Raw genomic sequence first — 22,072 nt, forward strand, 5'->3', positions numbered from 1 at the left:
TGAATTATTAAACATATTCACTGAATAATCTTATGACAGGAATGGAACCTTTGGCGATATCAGCCGTTAGCGGTGTCGCCGCTATGTTTTTCCAAATCGGTAGTCAGGTTTTAGGAGTATTAGGCAAAACCCTGGATGAAAAAACCAAGAGGTTAATTTTTACTGCATCAAATCAATATGAAAAAAACTACGAAGAACGGCATGGCATTCTCAAAGTATTAGGAATGCGTGAACCTGTCAAGCTGGAATCGCTCTATACATCGGTGCAGTTTTTAAATGATGATGCTATTCAGAGTTTTGAATCTATTGAGAATTTAGAAAATTTATATCGTAAAGCTAAAAGCCGAAGCTTTCAATCTCACGATGGTAAAAAACAAGCAGGAATTAAAGTTGCTAATAATAAACAATATCTGATGGTGCTTGGTGGGCCGGGTGCAGGAAAGTCTACATTTGTGCGGAAGATGGGACTAGAAGCGCTCAAAGGTAAAAAAGGAGGATTCAAACACGGCTGCATTCCAGTTTTTATCGAATTGAAAAGGTTTGCATCCAGCAACATTAATATTGAAACGTTTATTGCTGAAGAGTTTGGTATTTGCGGCTTTCCATCACCAGATAAATTTGCAGTCAAAGCTTTAGAAGAGGGTAAGTTACTAATTTTGCTGGATGGGTTGGATGAAGTACCAACAAAAAACTTGACTGAGGCAATTAGCCAAATTCAAAATTTTGTTGACAAATATGATAAAAATCGTTTCATTGCCTCCTGTCGCACAGCGGCTTATCGCAGCGGTTTCCGCCGCTTTAGTGATGTATCAATGGCAGATTTTGACGATGATCAAATTTGGCAATTTATTTATAACTGGTTTCATTCAGAGGCAGACACACAGGCGAAGACAGGCGAGAAATGCTGGGAGTTACTGCAAAAACCAGAACATGAAGCTGCAAAAGAATTAGCACACACACCTTTATTGCTGACATTTCTGTGTTTAGTTTATGACCGTTCCCAAAGTTTTCCAGATAATCGTAGTGTTCTTTACCGAAAGGCACTGCGGATATTGCTAGAAGAGTGGGCATCAGAAAAGCGAATTCTCAGAGATGAGATTTATCAAGGACTGCATACAGAATTAGAAGAGATATTACTATCAGAGATTGCTTATACAGGTTTTAAATCTGACAGGCTATTCTTTTCACAGCGCGATATAGTTGGGCAAATTAAAACATTTTTAGCAAGTAATCTGAATGCACCTCAGCATTTAGATGGGGAATCAGTGCTGAATGCCATTGCTGTTCAACAAGGAATTTTGGTAGAACGAGCAGAGGATGTCTTTTCCTTCTCTCATTTAACGCTACAGGAATATTTAACAGCACAATATATTGATGATCATCGCCAAGTTGAGAAGTTAGTTAATGAACACCTGACAGATCGACGCTGGAAAGAGGTGTTTTTGTTAGTAGCTGGGTTAATGCGCGGTGGTGCAGATGATTTGCTGCGGCTGATGGAAAAGAAAGCGCAAAAATATATTAATACCCCGAAGTTACAAGCTTTATTAAACTGGGCAGAACAGGTAACAGTTGGATCGCCAGGGGATTTTAAACCTGTGGGTAAACGTGCAGTTGCAATCGCCTACGCCAACGCCTACGCCTTAGCCAACGTCTACGCCAACGTCAACGCCAACGCCTACGCCAACACCAAGGCCGAAACCAACACCAAGGCCAACGCCTTAGCCGACGCCTTAGCCAACGCCTACGTCAACACCAAGGCTGAAGCCAACGCCTTAGCCAACGCCTACGCCTTAATCAACGCCTTAGCCAACGCCTACACCTACGCTGAAGCCAACGCCTACGCCTACGCCAACGCCGAAGCCTACGTCGAAGCCTACGTCGAAGCCTACGCCTTAGCCTTCGCCGAAGCTATTAACTACTCTCGTAAACTGGAAAAATTAAAAATTTTCAATAACATCAACTTTACTGTGCTGATTGCCCGTCTAGAAGCACTGAAAGTTAAAGTTCCTGGTAAGCAACAGCCACGGAAAGTACTTCGAGCATTTGCGGAAAACCTCCAAGAAACCTTACTCGATGCTTTTAATCTCACCCAAGAAATGGTCAACTTATCTGAGGAAGAAGCCAAAGCACTCCGCGATTATCTCTACGCCAATCATTTCATCATCCAGTGCAAACAAGCAGCTGTGCGAGTGTCGCCCCAAACCTGGGAAGCGATTGAGGCGCGGATGTTGTTGGTTCCAGGTGGTTAAGCAACAATAGGAAAATCAAAAGATAGCCAGATAAACGCTCCATGAGTTCATTACAACAGGCTAAGGATACAAAAACTCGAACCTTTACAGCAATCTTGCATTAGGAAGAGGATGTTTATGTAGTTGAATATCCAGATGTAGGAACCGCCAGCCAAAGAGAGACGATAGAAGAAGCGATGCTAATTTGCTGGAAGCAACGGAACTTTATTTAGAAGAGTTCCCACTTCCTGAGATAGCACCTCGTCGGTTGCTAACCACATTTGAGATAACCAGTGCCTAAGCTACCAAGAGTTCGAGCTTCTGAAGTTATTAGTGTTTTGGAACGCTTAGGAACATGGATTAAATAAAATGCAAAACTTCATCCTGTATCTAGCTTCCCTCTCCTTTATAAGGATACCGTGTATACACAAGTCGTACTACCCCCCTTAATCCCCCCTTTCCAAGGGGGGAAACAGGAATCTACTTCCCTCCCCTTAGAAAGGGGAGGGTTAGGGTGGGGTAAAACTGACGCAGAAAACCTGATGAGTAAACTATTTCAGACTTGTGTATACACCGTAGCCTTTATAAAGAGAGGGATTGAGGGTGAGGTAAGCTAAGGACATAAATTGTATGTTATTTAATTCTTGTTCCTTAGTACAGTTTTGCATAAAAGTGTAGCGTTTTGAATGCAGGGGGATGTATTGACATTGCAGGGGGACGCATTAACATTGTATCGGGATGCATTGGCATTGCAGGGGGATGCATTAACATTGTATCGGGACGCATTAACATTGTATCGGTATGCATTGGCATTGCATCGGGACGCATTAACAATGCATCGGGATGCATTGGCATTGTAAGATATTGCCAAACTTAATTTGCTACGAATTAATGAAATACTCTACTAAGTTCTTTCATTATGACACTAAGTCCTGTGGTTATGAATACACAAGCTGTGGTTTTTTCTCTTCACCTACATATATCTCATCTTCTCTATTGATAAACACCTGAGACAATGCCTGATAAGCTTCAGTCCAAGCTGTTATCACTTCTTCTGTAGCTGCTTCCCCCAAAACATCTTTCATTGCTTGCAGTAAACTTTCTCCAACAATAGGATATTGTTCTGGTGTAACATGCGTCTGCACATGGCGATAGGCAATCTTTTCCACCATCGATTTTAAAGCAGGCAAATTATCAATTTGGTTAGCATAGCTATAAACTGCTGTAGCCAACCTCGCAGGCTGAGAACCATTTGCTTGAGCAGACATATTAAATTGTTCTCTGATTTCTGGATGGTTACGAAACATAATTTCATACATCCGAGTTGTGATTTGTTGACCGTTCTTTTTTAAGATAGGTGCTGTAGATTTGACGATATCTATTGTTTGTTGGCTAATCATAGTTTTTTGAACCACTTGGAATGTTGATTGACTTCAATTTAGTGGTTATTCCCATTCGTTACTATGAGCTAGCTCAGTTAACGAGTAATATCATATCAAAGCCTCTATACATCTACAGCTAGAGGCATTGTTAAACAATTGCAACAAAGATGAAAATGTAAGAAGGCAGCTATGTACATCGATAATGTATCAGGTAATAATTTAATATGCATACCATTGAGAGAAAGTCAACAATAAAAGCCTGGGCAGGTGCGATACCTTCTCTGCGAGACGCTACGCGTAGCTTGCTTCCCCGTACACTGAGCTTTCCTACGGAACACTGCGCGAACGCTAACGCAGAACCGGCAAAAGAATTTCCCTCTACGCCATTGCCAATTCTTTCTGGCAAAATCCCAGATGGCTTGCGTGGCACACTTTACCGCAATGGCCCGGCACGGCTAGAACGCGGTGGCATTCACATGGGACACTGGTTTGATGGAGACGGGGCAATTCTGGCTGTAAATTTTACTGATACAGTTGCAACTGGGGTTTATCGCTACGTGCAAACCTCTGGCTATCAAGAAGAAGCCGCGGCAGGTAAACTACTCTATGGCAATTATGGTATGACTGCACCAGGGCCAATTTGGAATCAATGGCAAAAGCCGCTCAAGAATGCTGCCAACACCTCGGTATTAGCACTTCCAGATAAACTATTGGCACTGTGGGAAGGTGGTAAACCCCACGCCCTCGATTTACAAAGTTTAGAAACTTGGGGCGAAGATGATTTAGGGGGATTAACTAAAGGATTAAACTATTCCGCGCATTGCAAGCGTGACGAGCAAACAGGGGAGATTTTTAACTTTGGCATCAGTGCTGGACAAAATGCGACGCTTAATATTTACAAAAGCGATTCGACTGGCCGGATTATCCAACAAGCCGCATACCAGCTAGATGGTGTACCATTCGTGCATGATTTTGTTTTAGCAGGACAGTATATTGTATTTTTCATTCCGCCAGTGCGGTTGAATGTTTTACTGACTTTTCACGGTAAGTCCTCAAACCACGAAACAGCGTGGCTTTTTCCACAGTCTAATTCTCAATAACTCTAAGTTAATGAAAATAGGTAACGTAAAAGTTAGGGTTTGAGAAACCCTCAAAATAACCTTTTCCACATCCCGTGAAAAGTCAGGAATGTTTTACCCCTGCTAATAGGGACAAACAACTATAGTGATTCGCTAGAGTGGCAACCTAGATTAGGAACTCAGATTTTAGTTATTGACAGGGTTTCCTTATCTGTGGTCAGTCGTGGAGAAACCGAACCTTGGTTCCAATGGCATTTTGCTAATGGTTATGTAGATGCTATCGGTTCAGTGATTGTGGATATTGCCCGTTATGAAGATTTTCAAACTAACCAATATTTCAAGGAAGTAGCTAGAGGTGAGACTCACACCACAGCTCAAACTACACTAACGCGAGTTCATCTGCATCCCCAAACTGGCAAAGTTACCTCAATTCAGCAACTATTAAACCGACATTGTGAGTTTCCGAATGTACCACAGCAAAACGTGGGGCTAGCTTCTCGGTACACATATATGTCAACATTCCGCTCAGGAACAGATATTAGTCAAGAATTATTAAATGCGATCGCTCGTTTTGATCACAAAACCGAAACCCTCACCGAAGCAGATTTAGGAGAAAACCGTTATCCTTCTGAACCCATCCACGCCCAAGACACCCAAAACCCTGAACAAGGTTGGGTGCTAACCGTTGTCTACGATGGTAATTCTCATAGTAGCGAAGTTTGGATATTTGATAGCGATCGCCTGGATGCCGAACCCGTTTGCAAACTTGGATTACCCAGCGTCATTCCTCACAGCTTCCACGGTACTTGGAACCCAGGCTAATAAACCCTCTGCGTTACTTCTGCGTTTCCCTTAGCATTCCTCTGCGTTCAAAAAACAACGCTACAGTAAAAACTAATAGCATTGATCAGACATAATTAATCGCATCTGGTCAATGCAAAATAAAAAATCCCAAAGAGCCTTGTCCTATAAACACCGCGTTACTCTCTTTAAGAGCGTTATAGAATAGAAATAAACCTTATATACATTACGCTAATTAAGTAAAATTGCCCATGACCACTTCTAAACGCCACTACCACATCACTACTTTTGGTTGTCAGATGAATAAAGCTGACTCAGAGCGCATGGCTGGCGTTTTGGAAGACATGGGCTTTGAGTGGTGCGAAGACCCGAATAATGCAGATGTGATTCTCTACAATACCTGCACAATTCGGGATAATGCCGAGCAAAAGGTATATTCCTACCTCGGCAGACAGGCAAAGCGTAAGCATGAGCAGCCTAATTTAACCCTGATCGTTGCTGGTTGTGTTGCCCAGCAGGAAGGTGAAGCGCTGTTGCGGCGAGTCCCAGAATTAGACTTGGTAATGGGCCCACAACACGCCAACCGTCTTAAAGATTTGCTGGAGTCGGTGTTTGACGGTAACCAAGTTGTGGCAACCGAGTCAGTTCATATTATTGAAGATATCACCCAGCCGCGACGAGACAGTAAAGTTACAGCTTGGGTAAATGTAATTTACGGCTGTAACGAACGCTGCACCTATTGTGTAGTTCCTAACGTGCGTGGTGTCGAACAATCTCGTACACCATCAGCTATCCGGGCTGAGATGGAAGAATTAGGACGCCAAGGTTACAAAGAGGTTACTCTACTCGGTCAAAATATTGACGCTTACGGCAGAGATTTGCCAGGAACAACAGCAGAAGGTCGGCATCTGCACAACTTCACAGATTTACTTTATTACGTGCATCATGTGCCGGGGATTGAAAGGTTAAGATTTGCTACTAGCCACCCCCGTTATTTTACAGAGAGATTAATTAAGGCTTGTGCTGAGTTGCCCAAGGTGTGCAAACACTTCCACATTCCCTTTCAATCTGGGGATAATGAACTTTTAAAGGCGATGGCGCGGGGTTATACCCATGAGAAATATCGCCGGATCATCGATACCATTCGGCTGTATATGCCAGATGCTTCGATTAGTGCTGATGCAATTGTCGGTTTTCCTGGGGAAACAGAAGCACAATTTGAAAATACCCTGAAACTGGTGGAAGATATTGGCTTTGACATGTTGAATACAGCAGCATATTCGCCGCGTCCAGGGACACCAGCTGCTTTGTGGGACACTCAGCTGAGTGAAGAAATTAAAAGCGATCGCCTGCAACGCCTGAATCATTTAGTAAACTTGAAAGTAGCAGAGCGATCGCAACGTTACTTTGGACGCATTGAATCTGTTTTAGTAGAAGACCAAAATCCTAAAGATCAAACCCAGGTGATGGGACGTACTGGCGGTAATCGCCTAACATTCTTCAGTGGCGACATCAAAGAATTGAAAGGGCAGTTAGTAAAGGTAAAAATTACCGAAGTTCGCCCTTTTAGCTTGACGGGTGAACCAGTTGAAATAAGACAAGCCATGCCAGTATGAAAAAGAGGGCGTAATCCATATTTAAAAATACTTGCTCTGTACCGTATAAGGAAAAGTTCTTCTTCCTTTACTCCTGCTCCTTATCCCCAAAGGGGACCCCACCTTCCCCTTTTCCCATCTTTAAAGCTATTTCACCTTAGAGCGAAAACGGACAAAGCCGTAAAAATCTTTGACGAGATTGGGTAAATCTGGACTCCGCGTAATATTCACTACCACCGCTCCATTGGTGTTAGTACCGCAGTATAATGGGGTTACCTCGTTAGTAGCATAAAAGCGTCCGCGATCTGCATCCTCTACATTGCTGAGGTAAACTGTAGGACTGCTAGAACCAATAGCAAGAGCTATACCTTGATCTGCTCCTGCTAGACCGCCATCACGAGGAGTACTACCATTAAAGGCAGTGGGAATAAAAGTAGTACTGGTAGGAACCAAATCGCAGAATTTAACATTAGTAGCATCACTTGGGCCCTTAGAAAGAAAGTAGATAGTGTATTCCAACTGATCTCCTGGCTTGACAGTGCCAGCATTAATCAATCCCCGCAGGTAGTTAGCAGGCCATTTTGGATCGTTATCATCAGAAGCATAGGGATCTGGGACATAATTGGCCGCAGTAATCGCAACGTCGCTACGACCATCCACAATATCGGTTAAATCTTGATTATTGATGCGGGTGATGCGTTTTACTAGCAACAGTTTAGGGGCAACACCGTTATTGTTCTTGCCAACACTGGTAATCCGACTACCTGTAGCATCAGTGTTTATGGTTGGTAAGTAGTTGGGACACCGCGTTTTCGCGTTCCCACTAGTAGTTGCTTCCCAGCAAGCACTAGTATTTGTATCTTGGCCGTTGGGAGTCAAGCTGATAGATTGTCCAGTGCTAGCGCCAATTAGAGAAGACTGATAAGTATTGTCCCAGAGATTAAGAAGACTTGAGGGAGGTGTATTAACCTCACTACCACTACCGTATGCGATATAGTCAATAATTTTATCTTGGTTATCGTACAACCAAATATCATCACCAGAGTTGTTGAGTTTGGGAGTTTGTCCTAACCAAGCTTGAAAAGCTGCTCCTGTTGCTTGATGATTGGCGTTGTTATCTCCAATCCAAATCACAGCATATTTCCCTGGTTGTAAGGTTGTACCGTTAGGAAATGTATAAGTAAACCCGTTAGTACCATCATTATCATTAGCAGTTAGGTGTCCATCTGCTAACTTAAAACTACTCAAATCTACAGTTGATGAGGAAGGATTATAAAGTTCAATAAACTCATCGTTAGTGTTAGTAGTACTACCCGTTTCGTTATACAAAACTTCATTTATTATGACTTTACCAACGTTGGGTGAAACTGCATCAATAATATTAAATGGAGTTGGTTGAGTTTGACCAGGATAATAAGTCCATAAATCCAACCCTTTAGCATCTCCAAAAGAGCCACTACATGATACATTAGTATTACCATTGTTACCAAGCTGACCAAATTTCCGGTCATTGCTGGCGGTGTCAAAACCGTTAATCAGGTCGCTAAAGGCTGGGTTTGGTGGATTAATACCACAGATTACTTGACCAACAGTGCCAACGGTAGAACCACCGATGGTTTTATAACCGCGATCGTCATAAAATCCTCTGGTATTGCCTATGGGATTAGTGGCATTCAGCATTGTAATGGTAGGACCGCCAGTAAAATTGTTTTCCGCATCTAGCAAGGGAAAGTGATATTCACCTCCAAAGGTTCTGACATTGACTTTATAATTACTACCAACTGGAAAAAAATTACCACTGTTATCTTTACCATCCCAACTAACCGTTTGCTGTCCCGTTGTGGTCATAATTCCTCGCAGAAGACGGTTTTGTGAGTTGGTCGAATCAAAATTACTACCGTCTCGGCTGATAATGAGTTCATAAATACCTGTGACATTGCTGCCAAAGTTAAAAGTACCGCCTGTACTGTAAGAACTATTATTTCCTGTAACTGTACCGTTAAATTGTAAGTTACTGATAACAGGAATAATTGGGCTAAGGGGAATGCCAGTTCCGTCTAAAGTGCCATCTGATTTGTAACGTTCAATGTATGAAAGTGCGCTGGCGTCGATGGAGTTGAAAAAGGTAGGATATTGGGGACGAGCCAAACTAACGCTACCTTGAGGACTAGTCAGCTGACCATCCGCCCCTAGTAGGTCATGATAGAGAGGCGTTTTACCATCACTATCAAAAAAGCCAGCCTGATTACCATAGAGAACGAATCCATTCGGGTCTGTACCTCTGAGTTCTACTTTATACCGAAATCCATCTACGGTTACAGGATAGACAGGGAAGTTGAGATATCGACCGTTATTGCCAGTAAATAAAGCCAAATAATAGCTGAATAAGCGCCCATTTAAGTCAGTTATTGAAGTCTGGTCGTTACTACGTACTGTTACATCCCAAGCTGCAATACTACTTCCTTGTTGAGTATTAAAGTTGTTCGCGTTGGCCAAATTAATCTCACCAGTAACACTGCCATCAGCTCCAGAGTTACCCCCAACAGGCCCGTAAAAAACTATGTCATAAACTCCAGTGGATGGAGCGTGGTAATAGCAGGGAATATAACCGCTGGGATTACCTCCACCAGAAATAGCACGGGGGCCGTTTAACTCCAGTAGGCGAGTTGAGATAACCCCTCGTCCAGTTTGAGAAGTACATACAAAATCTGGTGTGCTAGGAATAGTTTCACTACCAATACTTCCACTGACACGACCGGGATTGTAAACGCGGATATCACCATTACTTATCCCAACTGCGCTGGAACCCAAAAGAATGTACTCATCTTTGTTGGCGTAGACCTTAAGCAAGGTTCGTCGCAGTACAAGATTGCCATAAGTGTTGGTACGCCATTCCAGGTTAGCTCTGCTACTGCTGGCTGTGGCGCTATTGGGATATAGTGTGCGACTACCTTCAGCTTGAGCAACTTGTGTCCAGCAACTCAGGGCGTACAGTGATAGAGCAAGACTACTTAGTAGTCTTTTATAGCGTTTGGGGAGTCTATTGTTGAGCGCTAAAAGATGTTTTAAAAGTAGACTCATTTATGCTTTACTAGCTCCTGATTTTAATTGGATGAGTGCGATCGCTCCGATTAGCCACTCTGTATCTACGTATTACTGTATTCACCGCCGATTTAGAAATGCCATACTGGCAATGGATAGCGGATACTCCTAACGTTGCTAAGGCTAATGCACTTAGGCTATGCCCGTTTTTATGTTGCCCAATTCATCCGAGAATTTACCATTTTTATTGACATTGACGGTTGCGATCGCTTTTAAATATTTAAATAAAAATTTCATGGTTTAATTCCTGAATAATTAGACACGAAATGTCGCGTCTCTACATTGAAATTTCACTGTCTTAATTTCTTTACCAGGCTTTGCACTGGAGATTCTTGTTGCTGACGTGGCACAGGTTTTTGCTGTCCAAAGCCATCAAATAATTCGTTGAGCTTGACGCTTATACCCAAATATGCACCGCCTGCAGAACGTGTTCCTGAGAAATCTCGATCATCAACTTTACCAAACACATATCCAGCCGAAACGCGCAGGTTAGGCGTGAGGTAGTAGCCTGTTTCTAGGACAAACCCTGTTTCGCTGTAGCTAGACTGACTAATTACACGAGCCTCACCCACCAAATCCCAGCTATATCCCAAACGATAGGTAGCACGTAATTGCGCCAGATTAACCATACTTGTACCAGCTAAATCGCTAGCTATGTAAGAAGTGCTGTTACGCAAAGCATATTTACCGTAGAATTCCCATTGCCAGTTAGGGGCATAAATAGCTTCTAAAGCAAAGGTATGGTCTTGAGAACCCGTACCACTCCCTAAGAGGATGGTGTCAGGGATAGTTGATGGATTTTGGCGATATTCATAACGCAATAAAGCATTAAATTTATCGTTATTGGGGTCGCGGTAGGCTAAACCCAGCTTTAGGTTAGCAGTTTCTCCTAATCCTGAAAGCTTTTGATTGGAAGAACCGGCTTGTTGATAACGTATCAAGGCTGTGAGAGCCGGAGAAATTTTACCTGTAGCACCTGCGGTAATTACTGTATTACTACCACCAGAAGAGGAGCGATGTTCATAACGGGCGCTGGCTTGAAACTGCGGATTATCACTGTATTCTAGTCCCACACTGTAACTATCGCCACCATCAAATCCGATCGCAGATGCTGATTGACCAAAAGCGAAGGGTTGAGCGTATTGTTGGCCTGTTCCAGTCCGTCCGAAGAAGCTGCCAAATACGTGTTCGTAAGCTAAGTTCAGCCGCAATCCCGAAGCAATAGTCCAGCGATTATTTAGACCAATTGCTCCTTGAGTAGTAAGTTCATTGGCACCACCCAAAATTGAGTAACGACCAGTCAAGGTGGTATCTGAGCCAAGTTTGTGTTCACCATTGACACTTAAGCTGGTGATGGAATTACCCGAAAATTGACCGCCAGTATAAAACTGTTGAGCCAAACTGACACTGACACCAGGAATTACTGCCCAATTCAACCCTAAAATAGTACGATCTGGGTAAACAGTATCTTTTTGGGAAGATAAACTCAGTTCATTTTGGGCTTGGAAAGTCAGGTTTTTAGCTAGAGGAATAGAAAAACGCGATCGCAATTGATCAGAATTACTACTCAGGGCGCTGTCAGGGATGCGGTCTTCCCGATGGCGATGAATCCAATCTAGATCCAGAATGGCGCTACCCAAACGTTGTTGAATCCCAGCGGAAATCGTTGTCAACGAATTATTAACTTCGCTCCCAGGTATGGCCTCAGAACGCGGTGCAAATAGTTCTTCAAAGGTGTCTAGTGGTTGGGGAGCAATCCCAAAATTGTCTTCGTGGTCATATTGCGCTCTAACGTTGGTAGTTGAGGTGAGTTTAGCTGTAACCTGCGCTCCATAACGGGTTTGTCCTGGGACAAAGCTGATGGTGGCATTATTGGCAAAACCCGTATCAGCAAAGCGATAATAGGCACGACCTAGAATCCCATTGGTAATTTGTCCCTCAGCTTCCAAGCGGTAGGCGTCACCCCTGACCTTTCCCACAACATCAGAATCATTCGTGGAATGGGCATATTCTGCGATTAACTTCCCCTTTTCACCCAAAGCAATCAGTGCATCTGCACCGTAAAGCTGAAAGTCGCGCACCCCGTGATTTTCTTGAACGTAAGTTGCTCCGACCCAACTTTCGGAGTTGAGCTTGCGGGAAAGGTTATATTGCAAACGACCAGCATAAATACTGCTATCAGAGTCTTGGCTGTCGTATTGGTAGGTAACAACAATCCGGCGTACTAACACTTGTCCAGTTTGATCAATATCGGTGCGAAGAATAGGTTCGCGGAATAATAAAGTACCGCGATCATAGTCGATTTCGTAGTCTGGCCCTCGGTTAAGCTGTTTGCGTTCTAGTACAGTTCCAGGACGATTGAGTTCTTCTAACTCAATAAAGACATTTTCGCTACCTGCTTGTAGTAGCCTGCGAGAGAGGAAGTAATAACCACTGGTGCCATCGGGAGGAATAGTATCCCGTTGAAACCCTTCTAAGTGGTTGCCATACAAACCTGTAATTTGTAAATTCCCTAAGTTGTAGTTAGCTTTAAAGCCGTGGAGTTGACGGGTGATAGAAGTAAATTGCTGCGATCGCCGAGCAAATTCTTCTGTGTTGTAGTCACCCCACATGGCATAATCAGGATCAGATCCGGGGATACGAGTTGAACGCTCAAAACGCAGATATACACTGTCAATGGAAGGAGCAAGAACATCAACTTGGGAGCTATCGCCATAGACAGGATAGTTTTGCTCGCTGGATTGGTAAGTTCTAAATAGGCGATTATCGCAATCACAATCTTCATTCAGGCTACGAGAACTATTATATGCACCTGTAAATAACCACTCCCCGATCGCCCCAGTAGCAAATACCGCTGAGTGGAAATCTAATTGCGTTCTGTTGTTTTTGTCAGGAGGGAGGAAATCACGGAAACTGCCGTAATAATTTGTACCTCTAGCGCCTAAACGTAAATCCACTACCCCACTAACCAAACTCGGACGCAGCGCTGTTTCAAATTGTAGTTGGGTAAAGGCTTCTAAATCATTAGCGATCGCTCGAATTTGGACAGTTTCCGCCTTCAGCTGCGATCGCAAAATTGCTGTAAATTGCCCTGCTTTTGCCTCCACTTGAAATCCGGGTTCATCGGGTTTGAAGTCTTTCCCAACCAACTCGCCAGCAGTAGGTATCAAAGTTACAACAGCATCACGGTTAGAGCGATTGCCACTTGCATCGATCAATTGACCCCGGATTGTAGCTGTAGAACGTCCATCTGCTGGGATACGAGACTCAACTGTTTCTAAAGTTAATTGTTGTGGCGCTCCCCGGACTGCAACTTGCATTGTTACAGAGGGTTCTTTTCCTCCAATAACTTGTGCAGAGATGGCATTATTGCCTTCTTTTAACGATACACCGTACCATGTCTGCGTTACTAAGTTGGTGGTGGCATCGCTTTCGGTTCGTCCAACTAAGGAAGAGTCTACCAACACGCCATTCACCCTCAATTCTACCTGACTCCCAACAGGAAATTGCACAATCACTGTAGTAGCTGGTACATCTACTACGGTGTCAGGCGTTGGAGTCAAAATTTTAATTGCTGTGGAGATGGGTGGAGTGGGAGACACAGGAAGATTTTCCCCTTGTCCCTGTATCTTTGCGTCCTGGCGTCCTTGTGCCTTTGCATCCTCAGCTACTCCGGCTATTTTGCGTAAGCCTCTAGGCAAATCAACAGAAGTTGCTGGTTGAAATGGTTGTATTGCCGTTTCAGTTGACTGGACATCTGGAATTGAAGTATCAGTAACTGGTGCTGAAGAAGTTGAGGGAAGTTCGAGGGGTGAAAGTTGCTTGTCTGAACTTCCCAAAAGATGAGGAGAATTTGAATCCGTACTTTTTTCAGCAACTTTATTCCAATTCGCTTGATCTTCGACATGACTTTTTAGATGATCTGGAAAAACCAAAGCGAAACCTAACCCCCTGTCCTCCTTCCCTACAAGGGAAAGAGGAGAATTCAAAGCCTTTCCCCTTTTAGGAGAGAGGTTTTCCAGATCCCCTGAAAAGTCAGGATCTTCGGCACCCTTGTCTGCTTGCGAAGGCGAATCGGGGAAAAAGAGATTTTCACTTGCAGGTTCCGCTTTAACTATGGCAGGATAAAAAACGACGCTGAGAGCTACTGCCATTGCCCCCATCAATATCAGATTAAATCTAGTTGCACAGTGCAGTCTGGGTTTCATTTCTTCACTGGCTCCTGGAATGTGGGGGTGACAGCGAAGTTCATACGTACCAAGCCTCCAGGCTCTAAATGCACCAAGCGAGATTGGCTATTGCGTTCGCGGAATTTTTTGTTAGGAGCTAAAGTGTAACCAGGGAGACTGCTGAGGTCTAGTACGCCAGTGTGGTATCCAGGTAAGGCATTGGCTAAGGAGAACAAACCATTAGGATCTGTTGTGATCCGGTTTCCGTCCTCTAGAAAAATCACTGCATTTGGTATCCCAGGCTCACCAGACTGTTGTTCACCATCAGAGTTTTTATCAACAAACACCCGACCGATAATCGTGCCACAGTCAGAAACGATTCCTGCACGAATTTTCAATTGGTGCGTTGCAGGGCCATCCTTGATGCTAAAACGGTTATCAATTCGTTGAGCATTGATGATCGCAGTGTTACGACCGTTACCACGCAGTGCATCGGCTGTTAGTTGAGCAGCGTAAGCAATATTCAGGACTTTTTCTGTGGGAATTGTTACGTCTGTCCGGAATGTCACTGTGTTACCATTGCGTTCCGAGATAAGAGTAACTACTTTTCCATCCAACTCTCCCCGCACAGATTTAGGCAAGAAGTTAAATCCTAAAGGTAGATTGTCGGTGACAAATATATTATTCAAACCAGTATCAGCAAGGTTTTTTACCGAGAGGCGGTAGATTACCGTATCTCCAGGTTCAGCAGTGGCACGATCGCCTGTTTTGATAATCTGCAACTGATTGGGTTGACACAAATTTGTAGTGAATTCAAAGGCTAATAAGTCCAGTCCCACAACATCTGCATTCGGAACCAAGACAACTGTTTGCTCTACCTTGGTTTCACCTATGAGATTAATTGGTTGACCATCCAGAGAAGTAGCGACATATCGCACGACAACATTACCTTGAATACCAGTGCTATTAAGGATTTCAATTTTGATGCGTCGTTGTTTGTAGATAGAATTTGGTGCTGGATTAACTACAAAAATATAGGTTTTACCTGGAGCAGTTTGACCCTTATTCGGATCGAGTAGGAAATTGTAGACACCCGCAGGGTTATTCGTAACGAAGTAGGGGTTACTATTCTCGATATTTGGCGATTTACCGCCAGGAATTTTGTTATTAGGAATATCTGGTAACTCTGTTCGAGTCAAAGAAACTAAGCTGCCCAATTCTGTCCCCGTTGGGTCGCTAGAGTTAGGTTCGTATACGCCAACTGAAAAACCTGTATAGTCAGGTAAAACTGCGCCACCGCAACCTAAGATCCGCCCTAATGGATCAACTAATGGGTTAGGATTAACACTGATCTGACTAGAACTTCCTTGATATTGATAATTACTAGCAGAATCTGTATAAGTATAAGTAGCTTGATTTATTAATGGCAAAGATGCAGTCAGATTATTAGTCTGTTGGGCGATCGCTGATATAGATATAGTCGTATGCAAAACACCTGCCAGGAGAACAGTAGTTCTTAACCGTCGCCACCAGCTACTGGCAGAAGTAATTTGCTTTTGGTTTTGAGGACGGCTCACTTACCACATCTCCTCTGAAATGTCAAACTAGTTGTTAATAAAAGCACTTATTTATTTGTGGAAATCCAGTTCAGCCAAAACCCTTTAAAAATCTCGTTTCCAGGTTCCACCTGGAAATGCTGTTCATTGAGGCTCTGCCGTGAATTTCGGAGGAGGCGGCCCCCAATTGGCATTCCCAGTCTGAGGCTGAGAACAAGGCAGGACTTACGCAAAGGTAACGGAAAATCGAACCACAGAGGTCGCAGAGGACACGGAGGAATAGGAGTTTCAGAGAGTTTTTGCGTAAGTCCTGCAAGGTAAAAACCTGCTCTTTAGAGATCCCCGTGTCCCCGCCTTTTCTTCAATCAGCGCACTTGGGCTTGATAAGTCGCCTTGACTGTTGTCTTAGCTGCAAGTGACGGAATTTGCAAACGGATATGGGTGTAAGCAATGGCTGGTGCTGGTTTTGTTTCCACTTTGCCGTCAGGAAGAGTAACTTTAACAGTGGGATTTTGGACAAAGCTGCGCCCGCCATTAATGCTATAAATAATTTTGGCATCGTTGCTGACATTGGCAGATTTCAGCACGTAGACCATTCCTTTGGGAATAGGTTGATTAAGAGTCAAATTCTTCACTGGGCGATCGCTCTTATTTTCGCCACTCAAGGTATATCGCAACACATCTCCTGGTCGCACCACAACTTGACCTTTCAAAGGTTCCCATTTATGGCTTTGCTTACCCTGCTGATCCTGTGCCATCACTTGCTTTTCAGCTTCTAAGCGCAATTGTATTTGCCCTTGAGTTTTGACATTTTGGGCGATCGCACTTTCTGAATGCCAGACATTTGCAATTCCCGGAATTTGACCGACAAATGGAGCTGTAGCAATCAGAGCGAACGCTCCTAAACCTGTAAGAGAAACACGCTTCATATAAATAACCTCAAAAAACTTCCAGAATGTTGATTGTTGATTTATCTTTCCCTGCTTTTATTAAGAAAGAGTCACTCCCCTCTTTGCTTGCTATTTAGGGGTTGGGGAGTGAGGTCAACTAGTTGGGGCGATCGCCCAATCTTTTCTTTACCGGAGGCTGCGCCAACGAATCTGCGAACATCGGAGTCCCCAATCAAATTCTCTCAATCCCAACGAATTAGTTCACCTTGCGTTGGAAGGTAAATGTTCTTTGCACAGTCGGTGCAACCTGTCCAGTTACAGCATCTATATACTTAGTGACATCTGTGTTTGTCGTAGTTCCAGTTTGGTCATTACCAGAGTTAGTAGCTGGATTACCACTGAAAAATTGAATAGTTGATGTTCCAGAATCTTTAGCTGAACTAACAATGTTGCTAGTATCAATTTGATTGTTGTTATCATTGTCTTTTGCCCAGTTATTAGGAGCCTGGGTGCCATCTTCAGCAATCACAATCTTGTCAGCATTCAGAATTACATTTCCGCTTCCCACTTGAGGGGTAGAAATATTTTTGTAAGTAATCCGATACTCAATAATGTTTGCTGGGGCGGCTTTTTTGACTGTAGTGCTAAATGTACCATCAGTACTACCTGCTGGCAGTGCTGGCCCAGTTCCTTGTAATACTCGTGACTCTTTCAGCAATTGTAAGAAGCCAGTGTATACACGGTCAATGCTGATGTTAGTAGCCGCATCATCAAGTAAGCCATTGTTGTTTGAGTCGATAAAAGCGGTGATTGGTGTGGGGAAGCCGCGTTGTATAGTAGTTGTGACAGCTGCACCTTGAGCAGTAGTATCAGTTGATAATGGTGTACCAGCAGGCAGATCAACACTTACACCATAGTTAGCTTTACCACCATTCGCTGGAACTGCATCAATTCGCACTGGATTAGTGGCACTAATTGCGTTGCCCCCGACTGTACCCGCACCACTTCCTGGCACGAATATAAAGTTTGTGCCATCATACTTGTAAGCAGCTGATAAACCTTGATAGGATACTGTCACTACTGTATTCGTAGGCAAATCAGTTGTTATTGCTGGTGGTGTAGGTAAGAGAGAAATATTGGCAGGAGATATACCAGTATTCTGAACTGTGTTAGTAAAGGATACCCCAGCCGGATCAACTGTTGAGCCAGGAAGGCTATTGGGCGGAATTAATGCTGATTTATTAGTGAAGTCATCATTGTTGCTGGTGGGTCCAACGGCATCAGGCACTCCATTTGGCCCATTCAAGAGAGAGATAGCACCAACTGCCGTGAGGGTAGTTACGTTGTAATCCCCAGTCGAACTATTAGTACCAGTGTTATTATTCGCTGTGTCAGTATTAGCGGGAGTAGGAGTTACCCTGTCAGAGCCGGCGTCTGGTGTAGTAGGAAAGGTTGTACCGTTATAGTTATCTGGGTTTTGGTCTCCTGAGTTGTCATAGATTTTGGTGGTCGGGTCTCCAGCAGTTGTACCGGCCACTTGAGCGATGTTGTAAATGTTTACTGGGCCATTTCCAGTTGCACCAGTGGTCTTAACTTGGATGCTAAAACCGCTAACTGTTGTCCCAGTTGCAACTGAAGTGACAAGGCTAGGATCGTTAACGAAACCGATGCGTGTAACTGAACTCAAAGATGCTGGTGGGGTATATGACCACGTAGCCGCTTCAGCATTTGTACTAGTAGCAGTAGTTGTGTAAACTACTTTCCAGCCGGACGGTGCAACTGGAGTGCTATTAAGCACTGTATTTGCTGGAATAGCATCAGAAACTAAGATGTGGGCAACACCATCAAGACTGATAGTTGTACCAGCCAAAGCTGTTGGGGTAACACCACTATTAGTTACATCGTTAGCCTCAACCCGCAAGCTCAAACCATAAGTTAGCAGGTCATCAGTAAGGGGAGTAGAAGTGCCAGCATTATCATAGGCTGTCTTAGTTTTGAGGATAGTTGCTAACGCCCTACTTTTAGCAGTATTTCCTACTTGAATCTGCTGGGTAGCACTGGCTTCTCTCACACCATTGATTGGCACTCCTGCTGCGTTGCCATTATCTACAGTGTAAACGTCGCCACCATCAGCAATCCGGGGTTGGTTTTGAGCATCACCAGGAGTTTGTCCTAGTCTGACAGTGATAGTATCGCCTGTTTGAGCACCAGGTTGCACCGTAACTGGTACACGCACCAACACAGTACCATTAACTGCGACTGCGCCTGTAGTTAGCCCACCAGCAGGGATATTTGTCCAAGTTGCACCGCCATCAGTACTGTATTGCAAGTTACCACTAGGTGGCACAGTACCATTCTTATCTGCGGGTAGTACCCCAGAAACTGTGGCTGGCCCTGTTGTTGTCGCTAAGTTAGGAATCTGGAATTTGGTAAGGTCGTTACCGACGTTGGTTACAGTGTAAGTGTAAATCAGTGTCTGACCAGGGTTAGCACTACCCGCAATCCCAGAACCTGTAACAGTAATACCTGCAACTTCTGCTACAGTCACGGTGACAGTGTTAGATGTGGAATTGATCGGACTCCCTGGACTGTTGGGATCTTCGTAGGTCGCTGTCGCGGTGTTACTGATAGATGTACCCGCAGTAGTTCCGTCAGCTAATACAGGTGCGACAAATTGGAAAAAGCTACCAGTTAATAATGCTGTTGCTACTAGAGATTGGTAAGACTTACGCTGCTTGTTTACTGATTTATTTTGTTTTATCATGGATGCAGTTTATTTATTTGCTGGACTTGTATCTTGAATTTTGAGACAGGATAAAGTTCGGCAATTCCTTAAAAAATTACCGACTCTAGCTGCCCAAAACTTCAACGTTTTGGGAATATATATTTAAGGAGTTAAATTATTGACACTCCTTAAATACTACATTGAGGCAACAACTAGAAATAACTTGTCTACTTGTTTTACGCTTACCCTTGAGACTTAAGGTTGCCAATTGTAAATCAGTGTAATTTATTACCGTCTCCTGAGTTGTCTATGTAAATACTAATGTAGCTTTTGTAGCAAAATAAATCTTCAGTATAAATAAGTAATTTCTTTAGTAGTGCATGAGTGCATCAAAACTGAAAAATTAACTTTATTTTGGCAACATATATAGTAATTTTAGTGGTTTAATCAGACGCTAAAACCACTAAAACTTATATCTAAAAATGCTTTTGAGTCTTTGCTGTCAGAAATGCATACTACCCTGTGGAGCCATTTAGATAAAAAAATTGGAAGTTAACTAAGTGATCTAGATCACTTAAATGGGATAGTGATTTAAAAAAATGCAAATTCATCACAGATCTAATGCAATTTAATCAAATTATTCCTCAGTGTTAAAACTGAGTATTTGAAGCTGTTTTCTTATTTTATAACCTTAAAAATATAAATGTAAATACTGAATACAGAGATTACTGATATCTAAGCTTTACAATAATCATTCCTTTTAATACTAAATATACCCGACAATTTTTATCGGGTATGTTTGACTGGTATTTTTGCTCGTGTTACCATCAGGCGACAGCGACAGACAAACAGGGAAAGCTAGTTTATGACTCAGGCAATTACAACCCAAACCAAAGCCAGCACTGCCTACTTTCAAGCCTTGAAATGTAAAGAATGTGGTGCAGAATATGAACTCAAAGCCAGTAACGTTTGTGAGTTATGCTTTGGGCCGTTAGAAGTCAAGTATGATTACAACGCCCTACGTCTGAGTGTCACTCGTGAAACAATTCAAGCCGGACCCAATTCAATTTGGCGCTACCGTCCTTTTTTGCCTGTTGCAACTGACAATGTTATAGATGTGGGAACTGGTATGACTCCCTTGGTTCGTTCCCACCGTCTTGCCCGTCGCCTCGGTTTAAATAAACTTTATATAAAAAATGATGCTGTTAATATGCCCACCCTTAGCTTTAAGGATCGGGTGGTGTCAGTTGCCCTCTCTAGGGCGCGGGAGTTAGGTTTCACTACTGTTTCTTGCGCTAGCACTGGTAACTTAGCAAATTCTACAGCGGCGATCGCAGCTCACGCCGGTTTAGACTGCTGTGTGTTCATCCCCGCAGATTTAGAAGCCGGTAAAATTATTGGTAGCTTGATCTACAGTCCCACCCTAATGGCCGTCAAGGGCAACTACGATCAAGTAAATCGTCTCTGTTCAGAAGTTGCTAATACACATGGCTGGGGTTTTGTCAATATTAATCTGCGTCCTTATTACTCTGAAGGTTCTAAGACACTAGGTTTTGAAGTTGCGGAACAACTAGGCTGGGAACTACCCGATCATGTTGTTGCTCCTTTGGCATCTGGTTCACTGTTTACCAAAATTTACAAGGGTTTCCAAGAATTTGTAGAAGTTGGTTTAGTAGAAAACAAGAACGTCCGTTTCAGCGGCGCTCAAGCTGAAGGTTGTTCACCCATCGCCCAAGCTTTCAAAGAAGGACGCGACTTCATTAAGCCAGTTAAACCGAATACAATTGCTAAATCGCTGGCGATCGGCAATCCAGCAGACGGCATTTATGCTGTGGAGTTAGCTCAGAAGACTGGTGGTAACATTGAATCAGTCAATGATGCAGAAATTATTGATGGGATCAAGCTGCTGGCAGAAACCGAAGGCATCTTCACAGAAACGGCTGGTGGTACAACCGTTGCCGTGCTGAAAAAATTGGTAGAAGCTGGCAAAATTGATCCAGATGAAACTACCGTGATTTACATCACCGGCAATGGTCTAAAAACTCAAGAAGCAATCCAAGGCTACGTTGGCGAACCCTTGACTATTGATGCCAAACTCGATAGTTTTGAACGCGCCCTAGAGCGATCGCGTACTCTTGATCGCTTGGAATGGCAACAAGTCCTCGTTTAGTTATCAGTTATGAGTTATGAGTTTTTTTATTCATGACTCCTAATTCTTAACTTTATTCCTAACTCCTCACTCTTAACTTTGTACTTCTATGGCTGTAACAGTTTTAGTTCCTAGTACTCTTCAGAGTTTGACTAATAATCAAGCTACTCTAGAATCCAGCGGTAGCACTATTGCTGAATTGTTGGATTCCCTAGAAAAAAGCTTTCCTGGTATTAAATCGCGGTTGTGTGATGAAGAAGGCAAGCTACGTCGATTTGTAAATTTTTATGTCGATAGCGAAGATATCCGCCATTTAGATGGTATAAATACAACTCTTAAAGATGGCGATGAAGTAAGTATTGTCCCAGCTGTCGCCGGTGGTTAATACAGAGAACA

The 22,072-nt window shown here is 43.3% G+C and carries 11 protein-coding genes and 1 pseudogene; 6 read left to right on the forward strand and 6 right to left on the reverse strand.

All coding sequences use genetic code 11. The annotated features are described in order from the left end of the window. The first annotated feature begins 32 nt into the window (after positions 1 to 32). Both V7K48_RS20955 and V7K48_RS20960 read left to right on the forward strand, forming a co-directional pair. Positions 33 to 2,249, forward strand: a complete 2,217-nt coding sequence (locus V7K48_RS20955) for an NACHT domain-containing protein (RefSeq protein ID WP_335075133.1) — start codon at positions 33 to 35, stop codon at positions 2,247 to 2,249. Between the two features lie 680 nt (positions 2,250 to 2,929). Further along, positions 2,930 to 3,088, forward strand: coding sequence for a hypothetical protein (locus tag V7K48_RS20960; RefSeq protein WP_335075134.1), 159 nt, complete (start codon positions 2,930 to 2,932; stop codon positions 3,086 to 3,088). A 78-nt stretch (positions 3,089 to 3,166) separates the two neighbouring features. Here V7K48_RS20960 and V7K48_RS20965 read toward each other — a convergent pair whose 3' ends face one another. Continuing rightward, positions 3,167 to 3,628: a globin domain-containing protein gene (locus tag V7K48_RS20965; RefSeq protein ID WP_335075135.1), complete on the reverse strand. Its 462-nt coding sequence runs from the start codon at positions 3,626 to 3,628 to the stop codon at positions 3,167 to 3,169. Between the two features lie 206 nt (positions 3,629 to 3,834). On the opposite strand from V7K48_RS20965, the pseudogene V7K48_RS35100 reads away from it, so the two are divergent. Continuing rightward, a pseudogene (locus tag V7K48_RS35100) lies at positions 3,835 to 5,511 on the forward strand (carotenoid oxygenase family protein). Between the two features lie 230 nt (positions 5,512 to 5,741). Further along, positions 5,742 to 7,106: a tRNA (N6-isopentenyl adenosine(37)-C2)-methylthiotransferase MiaB gene (gene miaB / locus V7K48_RS20980; protein ID WP_335075136.1), complete on the forward strand. Its 1,365-nt coding sequence runs from the start codon at positions 5,742 to 5,744 to the stop codon at positions 7,104 to 7,106. Positions 7,107 to 7,232: 126 nt separating this feature from the next. Here the strand turns inward: miaB and V7K48_RS20985 are convergent, their stop codons facing one another. The 5 genes from V7K48_RS20985 to V7K48_RS21005 form a co-directional block, all read right to left on the reverse strand. Continuing rightward, the gene (locus tag V7K48_RS20985) at positions 7,233 to 10,166 is read right to left on the reverse strand and encodes a lamin tail domain-containing protein (RefSeq protein ID WP_335075137.1); all 2,934 of its coding nucleotides are present in this window, start codon (positions 10,164 to 10,166) and stop codon (positions 7,233 to 7,235) included. A gap of 311 nt (positions 10,167 to 10,477) precedes the next feature. Further along, positions 10,478 to 14,395, reverse strand: a complete 3,918-nt coding sequence (locus V7K48_RS20990) for a TonB-dependent receptor (RefSeq protein ID WP_335075138.1) — start codon at positions 14,393 to 14,395, stop codon at positions 10,478 to 10,480. After that, a complete protein-coding gene (locus tag V7K48_RS20995; protein ID WP_335075139.1) occupies positions 14,392 to 15,933 on the reverse strand; it encodes a hypothetical protein in 1,542 nt (513 codons plus the stop codon). Before V7K48_RS20995 ends, V7K48_RS20990 begins: the two co-directional genes overlap by 4 nt. Positions 15,934 to 16,277: 344 nt before the next feature. Then, positions 16,278 to 16,841 (reverse strand): hypothetical protein, encoded by a 564-nt coding sequence (locus tag V7K48_RS21000; protein WP_335075140.1) that lies wholly within the window; start codon positions 16,839 to 16,841, stop codon positions 16,278 to 16,280. A 217-nt stretch (positions 16,842 to 17,058) separates the two neighbouring features. Then, positions 17,059 to 19,566: a beta strand repeat-containing protein gene (locus V7K48_RS21005; RefSeq protein WP_335075141.1), complete on the reverse strand. Its 2,508-nt coding sequence runs from the start codon at positions 19,564 to 19,566 to the stop codon at positions 17,059 to 17,061. Positions 19,567 to 20,392: 826 nt separating this feature from the next. Between V7K48_RS21005 and thrC the strand changes: the two genes are divergently transcribed. Both thrC and V7K48_RS21015 read left to right on the forward strand, forming a co-directional pair. Next, complete coding sequence (gene thrC, locus V7K48_RS21010) at positions 20,393 to 21,697, forward strand: threonine synthase (RefSeq protein WP_335075142.1); 1,305 nt, start codon at positions 20,393 to 20,395, stop codon at positions 21,695 to 21,697. An 88-nt stretch (positions 21,698 to 21,785) separates the two neighbouring features. Next, on the forward strand, positions 21,786 to 22,061 hold the full coding sequence (locus V7K48_RS21015; protein WP_335075143.1) for a ubiquitin-like small modifier protein 1: 276 nt from the start codon (positions 21,786 to 21,788) through the stop codon (positions 22,059 to 22,061). Positions 22,062 to 22,072 lie beyond the last annotated feature (11 nt).

The organism is Nostoc sp. (genome assembly GCF_036919615.1).
GTDB lineage: Bacteria > Cyanobacteriota > Cyanobacteriia > Cyanobacteriales > Nostocaceae > Nostoc.